Raw genomic sequence first — 16691 nt, forward strand, 5'->3', positions numbered from 1 at the left:
GATCATTTTTTATTGTTAGCTTACCTTTTTTAAATTGAGAGCTGGCTTTTTGATTCCGCCTTTTTTTACAACATATAAACCCACAAAGATTATAAGTCCGCCAACGAGTTGCATCATATTGATTTGCTCTCCAATTGTTACAGCTGCAAAGATCACTGCGAATAATGGTACGAGATACATATAAACCATTACTTTCGTTGAACCGATTTGACTAATACCGACATACCACATTGCTAGTCCAAATATTGTCGCAAAGATGATTGAATATGCTAGTGAACCCCAGCTTGGCATGTCTACTGGCCACGTTAATGTGTTTACGTTGAATAAACAGTATATAACTAGTGGTACAATTCCAATTAAAGTAGACCATGACGTGACTCTCATTGCGGAGTATTTTGTAATAAGAGGTTGCGCTAATATTGGATACCATCCCCATGCAATTGCTGCGACTAATCCAATTATATTTCCGAGCCACGCATATTCGTAAGTAGCTCCTCCTGTATGCCCTGTTAATAAAACGAATGCTGCACCAATAAACGCTACTATTGAACCAATTTGTACTTTCATCGAAAAACGTTCTTGTTTGTGTAATACTGCTAATATCCCTGTAAAAATAGGTGACATCGCAATTAATAATGAGGCGTTCGTTGCTGAAGTATATTTCACAGATAACATAAACATCGTTTGATACATTGTCGTTCCAACGATGCCGACTGCTACTAATCGTAACCAATCTTTTCTTTCAATACGTAATGAGCGTTCCATAAAAAATGTAATAAGTAATAATACCGGTGATGCTACTAAAAATCGTAAACTATTAAATTGAATGGATGACATAAATGCCACGCCATACTTTCCAATTGTATAATTTGCTCCCCATACTAATGCTACTGATACTAGGAGCCATTCCATTTGCCATCGTTTCATCCGAATCTCCCCTTCCCTATTTAGCATAGTAAAATTGGCTGGATATAACACCGTCCAATTGGCTGTTTTTTTACCCAGCCAATTTGCTATACTTAATGTATTGAAAAGATACGGAGGCGTTTTTTATGGAATGGAAGCTAGATAACGACAGTAAAATCCCTATTTATCAGCAAGTTGTTGACTTTATTGAAAAACGTATTACATATGGAGAACTTCCTCCAGGTAGCTTCCTCCCTTCCGAACGGAAATTAGCTACACAGTTAAATGTAAACCGAAGTACAGTAACGACTGCTTATAATGAACTACGTGCTATGGGAATTGTAGAAAGTACAACTGGTAAAGGTACACGTGTAAGTACACATATGTGGGGTGTTTCTCCAACATTAACACCAAACTGGAGAAACTTCGTAGAAGGTGGTACGTTTTTACCAAACTTACCGTTACTTCGCCATATTCGGGCAGAAGTACAACAAAATGAAAATATTATAGATTTTGCAAACGGAGAACTCGGTTGTAATCTCTATCCTCATGATCAACTACAAGCGATTTTGCGAGAACAACCGTTAACGCATTCATTAAGTTACGATCACCCGCAAGGTTATCTCCCATTAAGACAAGCGGTAGTAAAATATATGAAGGAATATTTAAAAGTGGAAGCGACTGAACAATCCATTATGATTACATCCGGCGCTCAGCAAGCACTTCATCTTATCGTACAATGTTTATTAAATCCAGGTGATGCTGTTGCTTTCGAAAGTCCTTCACACTGTTATTCCCTGCCTCTATTCCAATCAGCAGGTATTCGTATTTTCCCATTACCTGTCGATGAACATGGGATTAATCCAGATGATGTACAGGAGTTATATAGAAAACACCGTATTAAAATGATCTTTTTAAATCCAAATTTCCAAAACCCTACGGGAACGATGCTTCATCCAAACCGTAGAAAAAAACTATTATCACTTTGCGCAGATTTACGAATTGCAATCGTTGAAGATGATCCATCCAGCTTGCTTACGTTAGAAAAGAAACAACCTTGCCCTACTTTGAAATCGATTGATGAAAATGGAACAGTCATTTATGTACATTCCTTATCAAAGATGATTGCACCAGGATTACGAGTCGGCTGGCTCGTCGCCCCGCAGTCTGTAGTAGAAAGGTTATCCGACGCAAGGCATCAAATGGAATTAGGTATGAGCATTTTCCCGCAGTGGCTTATGCAACAATTTTTCGAAACTGTACCATTTCAGTCTCATATCGTACCGTTACGAAAACAATTAGCGGAAAAAAGAGACGTTATCGTTCGCGCCTTAAATGAGCAACTTCACGACAAAATCTCTTTTTCAAACCCGACCGGCGGTATATACATATGGGGAAAATTAAACGAACCGATAAACGAAAAACAACTCATTATGCAAAGTTTAAAACAAGAAATCGCCTTTATGCCAGGCAGTATTTTCGGCGCGAAAGATGGTTATATTCGTTTATCTTATGGAAAAGTGAATATTAATCAAATTGAGGAAGGGATTTCTCGTTTACGTGAGGCTATTTTGGTTTGCGGGAAATAAAATAACTTTTTAATACATTTAAAACTTCTTTATTCATTAACTCCAGATAATAAGTTAGCAAAAAATAATGAAAAGAAGCTTCATTCCAAAATTAAATTATAAGAAAGCTCCTGATGATTGATACAGGGGGCTTTCTTTTCCAGATTTTTCGTTTTTCTCTATATTTCTTTCCTACTTCTAAGAATGATTCTTATAAATTGTAACTCATTATGATTAATTCACCTTTCCGCCCATCCTTAATAGTCCTCTTTCATATTCCTAACTACACATTTATTATAAATAGAGAAAATCAACTCTCCATTCTCACAATCTAGCTGTATACTTAATAAATACTATGGGATTTGAAGTTTTTATCTCCGCATTCTCACCCTCAAATATATATATTTGTTTATTTTCAATATCAATAAATGCCATAAGTCCATTCTCATTATATGCTTCTGAATATTCACCATCTATTTTTATTCTTTCAAAAGAAGAAAAAGAAGAATGTACTACTTGATATTCGGAAAGCTTCATCATTCGCTTTCCTTCCGGTACATGCACAATTTTCGGATCATCATCGGGTAAATATTCTAGTCCGATTTTATTCGGCGCAACGAAAATTAATAGATGCAATGGTTCCATTTCATTATTTTTATAGCCATGTATATGGTTCTTCCATCCAAACACTACCTCTCCTTTTGATGCACGAATTATTTTTTTATTTGAAATATAATAATCCAAATGACCTGACAACACAACGGCACAATCTTCTCCAAACGGATGGCTATGAGGTGGTATTCCTTCTTGCAATTGAAAAATCACTTCATACACCCAATACTTATCATCATTCGTTTTATAAATAAGATCATTTTTTGATATATTAATAGTTGTTTGTGATAAATCTAAACTCCTCATTCGGCCCTCCTGATTAATTTCAGACTTACTTATCTTTTGAAACCATTGCATAGAGCAGTAACATGAAATGATCCTCTAATTTAAAATACATTTTATTTATATATATTCAATCGCTATTTTATCCAAATAAACGCTATTAAAAATCAATCCGCAGAATGAAATTCAAATAAAACTTCCTAATACTTTCGTATTAAGAAATTTTCACATCACTACATATAACCACTTATTAAAATCTATAGTACATTCGTTATTTAGTTCGAAATATTCGTTTATCTTATAAAAATACATACGTATTAAATTGCGGAAGATATTACTCGTTTGACAAAACCTAATTCTACCATTATTATCAACACGAACCTATTTATAGGAGTGATAATAATGAAAATTTACGTTGATGCAGATGCTTGTCCTGTAAAAGATGTAATTATTTTTGAAGCTACGAATGCAGAAATCCCTGTAACCCTCGTTACTAGCTTTTCTCATTATTCTAATGCTAAGCAGCCAGCAGGTGTGGAAACAATTTATGTTGATTCCGGAGCAGATGCTGCGGATTACCGGATTATGCAGTTAGCAAAAAAAGAAGATTTAATCGTAACGCAAGATTACGGTCTTGCTTCGCTCGCTTTAGCAAAAGGCTGTATCGTTCTACACCATAAAGGTTACAAGTATACGAATGAAAACATTGACCAATTGTTACAAACACGTTATTTAAGTGCAATGGTTCGAAAAAGCGGCAAGCGCACAAAGGGGCCAAAACCATTTACAGCAGAAGATAAAGAGAAATTTAGAGAGCTCTTTAAAAGTATAATTTCACTTTAGAAATGAACCTTCTATTTGTAGGGAAAGCTTTGTAAAAAAAAGAAGAGAATATCAAAATGAACATTCTCTTCTTGGAGTTTACCCGTTTAAAATGATGGTAAATTATCTAAGTTATTTTCCTTTAGACCATCCGGTTCACTACGTATAATATCTCTACCATACTTATGAAATACGTCCACATGAGCTAGCTTTCCTGATTTTGCTTCATCAAGAGCAGTAATATAATCTAACTCTCTCCCGCTACTTGTTTTAAAGGCAATTAAATCCCCATCATCATTTTTACGAACGGCAACAATTTGTTCTGCTCCTGAATCAACTTCCTGAGCTACTTCTAATTGAGCTTGCTCTTCCCCTTGGTGTAAGTATTCATTATAAACTTTTTCAAAGTCTTTTTTATCCATAAAACTCACCTCCAACACATTTTATTAGTATGGTTGGGAAGTATTGGTTTTATGTAATTTGTTTTAAACTTAAGTGTTTTCAAATGAAAACATAGTCCCCTCACTATTTGATTGTAAAGTGTATTTTATATCGAACATCTTTGATATATCTTCAATATTTTTCAAACCGAGTCCCGTTCCTTTACTATTCATATCAAACCCAACCCCGTTATCTCTAAAGGAAACAATATCATTGTCTATGAGGATCTCAAGTTTTTTAGCTTGTGAATGTTTAAGGACATTTTGAAAAATGTTATCAAATAGCCTTTGAATCCATAACTCATTACTATTCCATGTCAACTCTTTATCTTGTGAATTATATACTAATTCAATTTTATGAATGCTATACAAATAGCTCCATTTTTTAATCATATTTTCTATTAAATTATGTATATTCACTTCATCATTCACAATATAAGTATTCTCTAAGGTCTCTGTAGATTGAATATTAAATTCGTTAGTTAAATCACTTATATATTGTATCTGCTCATACAGTGATTCAAGTACTGGCGCTTGTGCTTCGTATTCGCCTTCTAAATAATATAATTGTAATCTAACTGCAGTTAAGGGTGTATTAATATCATGCCGTAATTTATTTAATAGCTCTTTTTTTATTTGTTCCTGTTGTTGTAGTTCTAATTCTCGATAAGTTGTTCTTTCTATAAGCAGGTTTACTGACCTAATCAGTTCTCCCATCTCATCATCACTTTTGACATCTATTATATTAGGGATTTTTTTATCACTAGCTAAATCTCGAATCGTTTGATTTAATACATTAATTTTATTTAATAATGAGTTTATCGATTTTGAAAATACAAAAGCTAATACTAATAGTGATAATAAAAATATGATTAACATAGTAGGATATGCAAAGGATTCGTGAAAAGGAATGTTCTTATTTTTAGTTTTAAAGGCAACATTATAAATAACTGATACAAAAATACTAATCGACAACAATAACAGAGGTACGCTAACAATAGCGGAGAATAGTAGTAACTGATATTTTTTCTTTAAGTTCATTTCTTCATATAGGTATTTAGTCTATACCCTTCTCCATAAATATTTTGAATAATATCACCTGTTTTATCATCGATTTTGGCCCTAATTTTTTTTATATGTACGTTCATGATATTTTGATTTCTATCTTCAAGTTGCCATAAGTAATCAAAGAAATGTTCTTTTGTTAGAATTCTATCTCTATTTTCATATAAATAGAAGAATATTTTACGCTCAATTGCAGTAAAAGCAACTTCATCACGCAAACCATTTATGAAAACTCTTTTATATTCTGCATCTATAAATAAATGGTTAATTTGCGCGAAAGTACCATATTGATTATCTAACATTTTCTGAATCCTTAACAGCAACTCTCTAGGATCAAAAGGTTTTATCATGTATTCTTCTCCAATAGTCAAACCTTTTAGTTTACTATCCATATCATTCCTAGCTGATAGAAATATAATTGGAATATTTAGTCCTAGATTTTTTATTTTCTTTGTAATTTGATAACCATCTTCGCCTGGTAACATAACATCCATTATGACTAAATCTATGTCATGAATTACATCAAGAACTTTCCTTCCCTCTTTCTCCCAATACACATTATACTTCTCGCGTTGCAAAATTTTTTGTAATAAATCTCCTATAATCAAATCGTCTTCAACAATTAATATGTTATATACTTTCATTATGTATAGACCTTTCGTCGCTAAAATAACAATAGCTTAGTTCTTCACTACTTTATTATTAATAAAATCCATAGCAAATTTGTATATTTCATCAGGAGCGTATAAATAAATACTATGCGTACCTTCAATTATTTTTACATCAGCTATTAATAACTTGCTAGCAAACTCCTTATAATCTTCGTTTTTTTGCTTTGTATACTTCGAATCTTTATATTGCCTAGCAATCGCATCTATAAATAAAATAGGTGTTTCTTTTGGGATTGATAAGGAATTTGATTTTTTACCGTTATTGTAGCTTTGTAAAAGCTCTTGCTTCATATCATCATTAAAAGCCCTCTTGTATGTAAGCGCTTTATAAATATCTTTTTCCTGTTCGTTTAAAAAGGATTGCCTAATGACTTCAGGATTATAAGTGATAGAGGGAACTAATCTCTGAAAACCAATTTTCGTTAAAATATTTATTCCTTTTATTTTTAATGAATCAACCATGCCTATTTTATGAGTTACGTACTGTTTAGGTAAACCAATATCTAACGCAATAATCCCTTTTACTTCATTTGGATATTTTTGTGCCCAATAAATAGCCTCTATTCCCGATAGAGAGTGTGGTACTAAAATGTATGGTGGTTTATTTCCACTTCGAATAAGCGCTTCTCTCGTTTGTTCTAGTATCATATCAATATCTCTATCATCTTGAAAAACATCACTGTATCCATAACCAGCTCTCTCAATTACAGAAATCTTGTTTTCTTTTGAAAATTCACTATATAAGCCTTTCAATTCATACACAGGAGCGGCAATTCCAGATCCGGCCATAAATACAAACGTCTCCTCCCCGCTCCCCTCATAATAAACATTCACTTTTTTATTATTGAAATTAATAAGTTCACCTTTATTGTTCATTAATTTCGATTCCATTTTTAATTGATAGTTATGATATATGAATACAGCGCCAGTTCCAAGAAAAATCATACTAATACAAACAAAAAATATTATCTTTCCTATCTTCAATATTTTTTTCATTTAACACCCCTTTCAGCCTATACTGAAAGGGTACAATGTAAAAATAAAGTTCTAATAAATTTTTCAATATTAATATCTACTTATTTTTTCTAAGTATGGACCTTTTTAATACCTACGTGCTTCCTTTAAAGTCTCCAATATATCATCTGTAAAGGCAGTGCTTCCCTCTTTCTCTAAAGCTATGAAATATAAACTTCTTAAGAAAGCTCTAATATTTTGTACTAAAATAGCATGCTGCGGATGTCGGATGTCTTCAACAGTTGCTATACTATGTAACCAGTTGCTCCACTCTTCTTCAGTTAAAAGATTTTGGTTACGTAACGACATAATTGGTGCTACTAATCTCTCATCCTCAAAGTGAATGTATACGTAGTCATGTAAGCGTACCTTCTGACGAACGGCAGCTAGTATTGCATATGAGAACTCACGATTTTGGATTGTACGCGCTAAAGCATCGAGCGCATCTGCTGCATGTGCAGTAGAGTGTGCCCAGCCTTTTCCTTCTACGTAGCCTCTTACATCTTCTTCTAAATATACATATTCCAGCACTTGTTCTGCCACACTGTACAGTTGTTCTTCAGATAACAGTGGTTCTCTTTCATGAACAGATAAAATAAGTGGTGGAATTAATACGGAGAATGCTCGTTTAAAAACAGAGTCTGTTCCCTTTTCACCAATTTTATAAAATAAATAATCAGGGCTAATTGCTTGCAGCATTAATCCCCGTAATTCTTTTTGTCTAAACACATCATTTGTAATCCATTTGTGAAGCGTACTATATATCAAATCATCGCGCAGTTCAGCATCCTGTGATCCGATATAATCTAGCATCCACTGTGCATATGGATATGCATCTACGTCTTCTGGTACAGCATAATTGTTATTTTTAATTTGTAGTAGTTCTTCTTTTAGTTCTAGTACTTCATTCATTATATTTCTTGTCCCCTTTTTGCGTTTTTTATTGTCTTATCCCCTTTTATTTGCTTCATAAAATTAATTTAATTATAACAATAAACAAAAGACTATACATATATTTCTGATTATGTATTACGCTCTTTCATGAAATATAATTTCTGGATTTCCTAAATCACTATTCTGAAATATAACATCCGCACACTCTTTCGGATTATGCTCATCTATATACATTTTACAAGCTGCATGATACCTGTTCAAAAACATTTTCTCTGCTTCTTCATAACTTCCAAAAGCTTCAGTTTCCCACTTAGCACCACGTTTTCTCGCAATCTCAAAATCTGTATCTATAAAAATTGTATAATCAAATAGATGTTCAACGTCTTTTTTCAATAAAAATGTTCCATCTACTATTAACACCATATTTGGCGGGGCCACTAGCGGCGCGTTTTGTACAGGTAGGTCCGTTTTTAAATTATGAGAAATCGTTTCATACTGTAAATTCCCGTTAGGTCCTAAAGGCATTAATAATCTTTCTTTGAAAGCTGTATAATCGTGTGCATCTTCATAATACCCTCTTGCAGATTCTTTTCCTTTTGCATAACGAATCACTCTTGGATTATGAAAATCATCAATGCTGGCGCGTGTTACTGGTAATCCTCGTTTTTTTATTTCTTCCGCTAGTTCGTTTGCAAATGTTGTTTTTCCTGATGCTGTAATACCACTTACTCCAACTCTTATTGGATGAGTTAAGTTTAGCTTTAATATGTGATCTGCAATTTCTGTGATTCGTTGTTTTCGGTTCATGATATCTCCTCCTGCAATTTGTTTACATAACATAATTACGAGTAACAATTCATGTCACTTTTTTGTCGGTAAGTCGATATCCTTTCTCGAATCGTTGATATATGATGATTGGCTTACTTTCCCTTAAACCCTCGATACAAAGCAGTCCGTAACTCCTGTTTATATTCTTCAAGGTCTGGCATATCGAGTTCTTCTGCTAGCCTGATAGCTAATTCAATATCATACGGTACACGTACGAGTTGAATAGAAAAGCTTGCGGCTTCTTTTTCATTGTACGTTCCTTCAAAGATTAAATAGGATGCTTGTGTAATTTCAAGAGGATTTCCTACACTACCAGCGTTACATAACGTTTTCCCTCTGAAATTTTGAACGAACGCTTGGTGAACGTCACCATAGCAAACGACATCTGGTTTTCTTTCCCCTTCTATATTTTCCGTCAGATCACTATTTTCGAACATACTAATACGTTCTTCTCTTGAAGCGTGTGGTTGAATTCTTTCATATAAACTTCTCGGTGAAGCGTGAAACATACGAATGAGTTTTCCGCTCATAAAAAATTCGATCGAAAATGGTAAGCTTCTTAAATAGTCATTTTGTTCTTCTGATAATTGTTTTTGATGCCATTTTAATGCTTCAAATTCAGTCGGTTTTGTAATGAAATCATCCCAATTCCCCATTACAACGCCTTCGCATTCTTTACGAATGATTTCAATTACTTCGCTTGAATGAGGGCCTTTTCCTACTAAATCTCCAAGACAAATAATGCGCTCGATTCCTCTTAATTTAATATCTTTCAGCACAGATTCTAATGCCGGAATATTACCATGAATATCTGAAATTACCGCTATTTTATCCAAATGAATCCCTCCGTTATTTATTTTTCATTATATCCATATGATAGGATTGATACCATCTTGGAACATAGGACGAAAAATGATTATGTTCTTCTAAAATTCCATTTAGTCTTTCCTTCATATCATCTACTAGGTGCGGTGTGCTTCGGTTTGTCCAAACGATATCAGCTGGGAATGTCATTGCTGCATATAAGGAGTACAGCTGCCAAAAGTGAAGTGACGGTTCGCCTCCGCAATAACCGTGAACTTGTCCAACCGCAAATGGTTTGCTTATTCTTGTAGTAAAAATCGCTACATTATAAAAATCGTGTATTGGATCGCCAAAATCATATCCACCAAAATCGATAACGATAAACTCCTTGTTATGAATCATACTATTTGCTGGATGGAAATCATCGTGTAAAAGTGTGATTAGACGATTTTTTAATAAGTCTTTATGGTTTTCTACAAAGGTTAATACTGGCTTCAAATCCAGAAAATTCACCTCGTAGTCTGCTAGTGCCTCTATGTATCTTTCGTATTTATTCCATCTAAATGTTTCCCATTTATTACTTGCACTTTCTCTTTCAATTGAGTGAATTCTCCTTAATACTTCTCCTGCTTTTCTTCCTACATCATACTGTTCTTCCACCGATAACTTCCGTAAGCTCTCTTCACCATTTACTCCGTCAATCCATTCAAATACTTGAACACATTTATTTAATTCTTCAAGTTTTATAAAATGAATTAACTTGGGCGTTGGAATATGTAATAACTCTATTTGTTTCATATACGTATATTCTTCTAGTTTTCGTTCATAATTAGCAGAATCACACACTTTTACAAAATACGTTTCACGATTCTCTAGTTCAATTTTATATTTCTCCTCATGCGAAAAACCTTTTGTAATGGCTATACATTTTACAATACAGGGCCATTCTAGTTTTCTTTCTATCTCTCTTACTATTTCTTCCAAAACATCCCCTCTATTCATATATGTACAAACTACCTAACACTTCATACTCTCGTTTATTCTCCCCTTTAAACTCCACTGCAAAAGGATATTCACCATTCCTAATCAACTGTTCTTTCACTAGCCCTTCCCCAATCGGTTCACAAAACTGTACATGAATGTCACCAAACGCTACACTTTGGCACTCAGCATTCCATTTTTCATTTTTTGTGACTGAACTTGCAGTTAGCCCCATTACTTCTTTCCACTTTCGCACTGTGTCTCGAACATTTTTCACTGCATAATGGATCACTTCAATGTGTTGCACTTTGTTTTTATGTTCCGTGATCGTCCCTATGTTGCGTAAGTCGTTTCTTCTTTCTTCATCGGTTTCATTCCACTGTATAAAAAAAGGTAATCTCGGCCCGCTTTCTTCTTGCTTTACAAATAACATTTTCCATTCTAAAAGCCGGCCATCTTTTCTCATACGTTTCCCTTCAAATGGCCCTATCGTATGTAAGCCATGCTTACTAAACTTAACTGCTAGTTCTTCAATTGCATCTGTTCGAATTGCAATTTGTAGCATTCCTTCTCCATTTTGTAATTTCACCACCGTTTCTTGTACTAATGGATTTTCTGCTTCTTTCGCTTTTTCTTCATGCTGCACAGCTAAAAATTCTATGTATGATAAATCAAAATAACATAAACTATTCCAAGTTCCCCAAGTAGTATGCTCTCCGCCTAATACAGTATGAAATCCACGCTCTTGCATTTGTTTTGCTGCTTCCTCCGGTGTACAAGGCACTGCGTGAACAAGATGATCAAATCGTAACATGTCTTTCTCCCCTTTCTCTCCATCCTTTTATTGTATATTTTATTTTTCTTTCATTCAATTCAAAAAACTTAAAAACCTAGTTGATTTATATGATTAATATGTATTATAATGAAACAAATTTAATTATTGCTGATTGGAAAAACCAAAGGCACTTTTCTCATACGGGAAAAGTGCTTTTTTCATTTATTATTACAGGGGGATTATTTATGCAGAAATTAATTGTCTTTGCTATTATTGGATTTTTCGCTCAATTGATTGATGGGGCACTTGGAATGGCGTATGGGGTAACATCTACCTCACTATTATTAATGTTTGGTATTGCACCAGCTGTAGCATCCGCATCTGTTCACTTAGCTGAAGTCGTTACAACCGCAGCTTCTGGTGCATCGCACATCAAATTTGGAAACGTTGATAAATATACAGTTTCCAGATTAACATTACCCGGAGCAATTGGGGCATTTGTTGGGGCATGTTTTTTAAGTAATTTACCTGGCGATGTGATTAAACCGTACATTTCAATATTTTTATTCACTTTAGGCGTTTATATTTTATTACGATTCATTATTCAAAAACAAATTGTTACTTCCAAAAAGCGCATGTCTGCCAAACAACTTGTGCCACTCGGCTTATTCGCTGGATTCGTCGATTCAACTGGTGGCGGTGGCTGGGGTCCAATTACGACACCTGTACTGCTAGCAAGAGGAAATGAAGCTAGAAAAGTTATTGGATCTGTAGATACGAGTGAGTTTCCTGTTTCGCTCGCTGCAACAATTGGTTTCTTCATCTCACTTGGCTGGGAACAAGTAAGCTGGGTTTGGGTATTCGCCTTAATGCTTGGCGGTATTGTCGCAGCTCCAATTGCCGCATGGTTAGTACGTATCGTTCCACCTCATTTACTTGGGGTATTAGTTGGTGGCCTTATTATCTTTACGAATATTCGTACACTACTTACAACATTTAAAGTGGATCCAACTATTATTTCACTTTCTTACGTGGCAGTTGGTCTTGTCGTTATTATTTCTATTTTCATTGCTGTCCGTAATCATTCCAATCGTTCTAACGCATCAACAGGCGGCTATCCGAAAGATCAAAAACAAATGCTACCATAATGATAAAAAATACCGCTCGAACTATATCGAGCGGTATTTTTTATTTTTCTATTTTCCAATTAATCATCGTATCTGTTGTATCTACTCTCTTCATATGTAATTTCTCTAATACACGAATCGAACTACCATTTTCAAAGAGTGTCTCCGCAATAATTGTATCTACCTTTCCTGTCTGGAAAGCCCACTTTATTAATTCATCTACAGATTCTGTAGCATACCCTTTATTCCAATATTTCTCAATAAAACCGTAACCAATTTCTACTGTACGTTTCTCGTTCGGTTTCCCTTTAAATCCTATATCCCCTAGTACGATGTTATCTTCTTTTCGAATGACATACCACGCACCCCACGGTAATAAATCCTTATCTTGTTTTATATTTTCTACATGCCCTGCAATATGCGGGCCGCTATTGTATCCTTGATTCTTCGCAATCTGAACCCATTCTTCCGTACACGGGATAATATGTAATCTTTCTGTTTCTAATTTCATAACGATGTCCCCTTTTTAATTAAACAGTACTTCAATTTTACTACAAAAAGAAAGAATATTCACTCTTTTTATTTGCACATATGTTTTTTCTTTAGAACAAAATAAAAGAAGTGATACCCTTCAATCGTTATGTCGAATTATATTTTCTGAATTTTCTTTTAATTTTAAAGGGTTTTTCATTATTTTTTGCGAAACATTTGTATAACAATTTTTTCTTTGTTTATTGCTACATAATAGTAGGTTCGGGTGGAGTTATGCAAGCGTTTCCTATACAATAACCGATATTTTTTGACTTTTCCTAACAAAATTCCTTGCAATATATTCAGAAACTCATTACAATTGCCATATATTAAATATCTTAGCAATATATAAATCCTCATCAATCCGATGAGGTAGAGGTTGCGACTTTTAAAAGTAAAACGGACGAGACACAGAGAATGTCACTGACTCCGTTTGAAAGGAAAAGTTGCCGAAGTTTGTATTTCTTCTCTGGAAGTATGAGCTGGGGCTGTCTCCGAAAGGAACAGAACTGTCACGTTTACAAAATTACCGTGTAAACGTGGGGTGCTATCTTAACGGAAGGGTATGATGGGGTGGTTATTTGTGAAACGTTCCGCCTAATTCCTTTGGCGGTTTTTTGTATTTTTCTCCCCCGCTCCTTCCTAACCTACAAGAAAAGGAGTGTTGAACATGAATAGCGCAACAAATCAATCTACCTCTAAAACGCAAACTACACAAGGACAAGGTGAATTAAAACGCGGATTAAAATCTCGTCACCTTACGATGATTTCTCTCGGTGGTACAATCGGTACCGGACTATTTCTTGCCAGCGGTGGTGTAATCCATTCAGCTGGTCCTGGCGGTGCACTAATCGCATACGCCGCAATTGGAATTATGGTGTATTTCTTAATGACAAGCTTAGCTGAACTTGCAGCTTACATGCCTGTTACTGGATCTTTTAGCACGTATGCAACAAAATTTGTTGATCCATCACTTGGCTTTGCACTTGGATGGAACTATTGGTATAACTGGGCGATTACAATTGCGGCAGAACTAGCGGCCGTAACATTAATTATGAAATTTTGGTTCCCTGATACCCCTTCCCTCATTTGGAGTGGATTATGCTTAGCTATTATTTTTCTCTTAAACTATTTATCTGTTAAAGGTTTTGGTGAATCTGAATATTGGTTCGCACTTATTAAAGTAGTTACTATTATTATCTTCTTAGTTGTCGGCTTCATGATGATTTTTGGAATTATGGGCGGCGAATCTGTCGGCTTTAAAAACTTCACTGTTGCAGATGCTCCATTTAACGGCGGTATCATGGCAATTATCGGTGTATTTATGGCTGCTGGTTTCTCCTTCCAAGGAACTGAATTATTAGGTGTAGCTGCTGGTGAAACGTCTGATCCAGAACGCAATATCCCAAAAGCAATTCGTTCGATCTTTTGGCGCATTCTTTTATTCTATATCCTTGCAATTCTCGTTATCGGTTTATTAATTCCTTATACAACTGAAAGTCTTGCAGCAAGTGATGTTACAGTAAGTCCATTTACACTTGTATTTGAAAAAGCGGGCGTTGCCTTTGCTGCTTCTGTTATGAACGCTGTTATTTTAACGGCAGTTTTATCTGCTGGTAACTCTGGCATGTACGCATCAACTCGTATGCTTTGGGATTTAGCTCGTCAAGGAAAAGCACCGAAGTTTTTAGGCAAATTAGATAGCCGTGGTGTACCTGTTAACGCTCTAATCGCAACATCAGTAGTTGGTAGCGTCGCTTTCATCGCTTCTTTATTCGGTGACGGTGTTGTATATATTTGGTTATTAAACGCTTCTGGTATGTCTGGCTTTATCGCATGGGTTGGTATTGCAATTAGTCATTACCGCTTCCGTAAAGCATATATCGCACAAGGAAAAGATTTAAAAGACTTACCATATAGAGCAAAATGGTTCCCATTCGGTCCAATCTTCGCATTTACACTTTGCGTCATCGTAATTTTAGGACAAAACTACGGCGCATTTATGGGTGAATCAATCGATTGGAACGGCGTACTCGTTTCTTACATCGGTTTACCGCTCTTCTTAGTACTATGGTTAGGATATAAATTTACAAAGAAAACAAAAGTGATTCCACTTGATAAATGTGAACTAAAATAAAGTAGAGCGAGCAAACAATTTTGTTTGCTCGTTTTTTTTACAATTCTCTTTACTTCCCTATTTCTTTTGTTTTTGCAATAATAAAAGAAATAAAAATAAAGGTTGGGATACAATGAACATTCGTATTACTGATGAAGCAAAGGCAGCTATACATAGATTAGAACGTGAAGATAAAAAGATCATTCGCATTAGAGGAACAATGACAAACTCTTGTAGCATTTTCGTTGATGTTGATTTAGTTTGGGATACATACAATGCAGATGATATTGTATATGAGGATGAAATGCTTATTGTACAAATGGACTCATTCATGAAAGATTACACTGGTGATACAGTGAAACTTGATTATAAGACGACTGGTTTTAGTATTACGACTCCTAGTGAGACGTTAGTTTATGGATTGTCGATTAAAAAATAAAAATTATTTTCAACTGATCAATGAGGTGGAAAAATGGGTAAATACGTTCCATTAAAATTTTTATTTAATGATGAATTAGCAGAAAAAATGGCTGATTCTATTTGTAAACACGATTCTACTTTCTCTAAAAAAAACTTTATAGCCTCCGTAACATGTAAAGTTGAAGGTTTAGAGTTAAAGCAACGGATTGAAGTAATAGCAGATGAATTACACAATGCTTTACAAAAAGATTTTAATGAAGCAATACATATATTACTGAAAACATTGGGACCAGAAAATACAACAGAAGTAGGTACATTTACAAACGGCTATATGTACATGCCTATCGCAAAATACGTTGAAAAATATGGGCTTAACGATTTTGACTCCTCATTCCATGCAATGTATGAAATAACAAAAAGGAATACTGCTGAATATGCCATTCGGCCTTTTCTTGAAACGTACCATGAAGACACACTAAATATTTTACAACAGTGGATTCATGACGAAAACAGCCACATTAGGAGACTAATTTCTGAAGGTACAAGACCAAGACTTCCTTGGGCAAAAAAAACAGGAGCTCTAAAAGGTAACTTTAAGAACAATTTACAGCTTCTTGAACCATTAATGAATGACCCTTCTAAGTATGTTCAAAAATCTGTAGCCAATCATATTAACGATATTACGAAGGAAGATAAAGAACTCGTTTTTCAATGGTTGCAGCAATTACGTGATAAACAGCATCCTGTTAACCCTTGGATTATAAAACATGGGTTAAGAACGGTGATAAAAAATGGTACTTTACCAAAAGATTTTTATTTTTAAGTATTTTTAAAT

At 34.5% G+C, this 16691-nt stretch carries 18 protein-coding genes and 1 riboswitch; of the genes, 6 read left to right on the forward strand and 12 right to left on the reverse strand.

Features of this window, described 5'->3' with window-relative positions; all coding sequences use genetic code 11:
* Positions 1–15: 15 nt before the first annotated feature.
* Positions 16–927, reverse strand: coding sequence for a DMT family transporter (locus JDS92_RS00300; RefSeq protein WP_098711470.1), 912 nt, complete (start codon positions 925–927; stop codon positions 16–18).
* 125 nt (positions 928–1052) lie between these two features.
* Here JDS92_RS00300 and pdxR point away from each other — a divergent pair, with 125 nt between their 5' ends.
* Positions 1053–2495, forward strand: coding sequence for a MocR-like pyridoxine biosynthesis transcription factor PdxR (pdxR, locus tag JDS92_RS00305; RefSeq protein ID WP_098711469.1), 1443 nt, complete (start codon positions 1053–1055; stop codon positions 2493–2495).
* 303 nt (positions 2496–2798) lie between these two features.
* Here pdxR and JDS92_RS00310 read toward each other — a convergent pair whose 3' ends face one another.
* On the reverse strand, positions 2799–3392 hold the full coding sequence (locus JDS92_RS00310; RefSeq protein ID WP_097980563.1) for a cupin domain-containing protein: 594 nt from the start codon (positions 3390–3392) through the stop codon (positions 2799–2801).
* A gap of 378 nt (positions 3393–3770) precedes the next feature.
* Between JDS92_RS00310 and JDS92_RS00315 the strand changes: the two genes are divergently transcribed.
* A complete protein-coding gene (locus JDS92_RS00315; RefSeq protein ID WP_000708767.1) occupies positions 3771–4211 on the forward strand; it encodes a YaiI/YqxD family protein in 441 nt (146 codons plus the stop codon).
* An 86-nt stretch (positions 4212–4297) separates the two neighbouring features.
* Here the strand turns inward: JDS92_RS00315 and JDS92_RS00320 are convergent, their stop codons facing one another.
* The 9 genes from JDS92_RS00320 to JDS92_RS00360 all read right to left on the reverse strand — a co-directional run bounded on the left by JDS92_RS00320 (position 4298) and on the right by JDS92_RS00360 (position 11701).
* On the reverse strand, positions 4298–4612 hold the full coding sequence (locus JDS92_RS00320) for a DUF3892 domain-containing protein (protein ID WP_098711468.1): 315 nt from the start codon (positions 4610–4612) through the stop codon (positions 4298–4300).
* Between the two features lie 69 nt (positions 4613–4681).
* Complete coding sequence (locus JDS92_RS00325) at positions 4682–5671, reverse strand: sensor histidine kinase (protein WP_098711467.1); 990 nt, start codon at positions 5669–5671, stop codon at positions 4682–4684.
* A complete protein-coding gene (locus JDS92_RS00330; protein ID WP_098711466.1) occupies positions 5668–6339 on the reverse strand; it encodes a response regulator transcription factor in 672 nt (223 codons plus the stop codon). The genes JDS92_RS00325 and JDS92_RS00330 overlap by 4 nt, the downstream gene beginning before the upstream one ends.
* Positions 6340–6375: 36 nt before the next feature.
* Entirely contained in the window at positions 6376–7362 is a 987-nt protein-coding gene (locus tag JDS92_RS00335; protein ID WP_199631333.1) for an alpha/beta fold hydrolase, read from the reverse strand.
* 105 nt (positions 7363–7467) lie between these two features.
* Positions 7468–8292, reverse strand: coding sequence for a DUF2785 domain-containing protein (locus tag JDS92_RS00340; RefSeq protein ID WP_098911271.1), 825 nt, complete (start codon positions 8290–8292; stop codon positions 7468–7470).
* A 117-nt stretch (positions 8293–8409) separates the two neighbouring features.
* Positions 8410–9081: a nucleoside/nucleotide kinase family protein gene (locus JDS92_RS00345; protein ID WP_098911270.1), complete on the reverse strand. Its 672-nt coding sequence runs from the start codon at positions 9079–9081 to the stop codon at positions 8410–8412.
* A gap of 113 nt (positions 9082–9194) precedes the next feature.
* Positions 9195–9938 carry a metallophosphoesterase family protein gene (locus JDS92_RS00350; RefSeq protein WP_098711463.1) on the reverse strand — a complete coding sequence of 248 codons (744 nt, stop codon included), beginning with the start codon at positions 9936–9938 and terminating at the stop codon, positions 9195–9197.
* Between the two features lie 13 nt (positions 9939–9951).
* Entirely contained in the window at positions 9952–10890 is a 939-nt protein-coding gene (locus JDS92_RS00355; RefSeq protein ID WP_098911299.1) for an aminoglycoside phosphotransferase family protein, read from the reverse strand.
* A 10-nt stretch (positions 10891–10900) separates the two neighbouring features.
* A complete protein-coding gene (locus JDS92_RS00360; RefSeq protein ID WP_098911269.1) occupies positions 10901–11701 on the reverse strand; it encodes a VOC family protein in 801 nt (266 codons plus the stop codon).
* A gap of 98 nt (positions 11702–11799) precedes the next feature.
* Here JDS92_RS00360 and JDS92_RS00365 point away from each other — a divergent pair, with 98 nt between their 5' ends.
* Positions 11800–12810: a sulfite exporter TauE/SafE family protein gene (locus JDS92_RS00365; RefSeq protein ID WP_043323018.1), complete on the forward strand. Its 1011-nt coding sequence runs from the start codon at positions 11800–11802 to the stop codon at positions 12808–12810.
* Between the two features lie 40 nt (positions 12811–12850).
* Here JDS92_RS00365 and JDS92_RS00370 read toward each other — a convergent pair whose 3' ends face one another.
* A complete protein-coding gene (locus JDS92_RS00370; RefSeq protein ID WP_000764584.1) occupies positions 12851–13300 on the reverse strand; it encodes a GNAT family N-acetyltransferase in 450 nt (149 codons plus the stop codon).
* A gap of 385 nt (positions 13301–13685) precedes the next feature.
* Positions 13686–13878, forward strand: a riboswitch (Lysine riboswitch).
* 112 nt (positions 13879–13990) lie between these two features.
* On the opposite strand from JDS92_RS00370, the gene JDS92_RS00375 reads away from it, so the two are divergent.
* From JDS92_RS00375 to JDS92_RS00385, 3 genes are all read left to right on the forward strand, one after another.
* Positions 13991–15457, forward strand: a complete 1467-nt coding sequence (locus JDS92_RS00375; RefSeq protein ID WP_001083390.1) for an amino acid permease — start codon at positions 13991–13993, stop codon at positions 15455–15457.
* Between the two features lie 112 nt (positions 15458–15569).
* Positions 15570–15875 carry an iron-sulfur cluster biosynthesis family protein gene (locus JDS92_RS00380; RefSeq protein WP_097959355.1) on the forward strand — a complete coding sequence of 102 codons (306 nt, stop codon included), beginning with the start codon at positions 15570–15572 and terminating at the stop codon, positions 15873–15875.
* A 33-nt stretch (positions 15876–15908) separates the two neighbouring features.
* Positions 15909–16679, forward strand: a complete 771-nt coding sequence (locus JDS92_RS00385; protein WP_000521685.1) for a DNA alkylation repair protein — start codon at positions 15909–15911, stop codon at positions 16677–16679.
* Positions 16680–16691 lie beyond the last annotated feature (12 nt).

Source organism: Bacillus cereus group sp. N12, assembly GCF_016483575.1.
Classification (GTDB): Bacteria; Bacillota; Bacilli; order Bacillales; family Bacillaceae_G; genus Bacillus_A; species Bacillus_A toyonensis.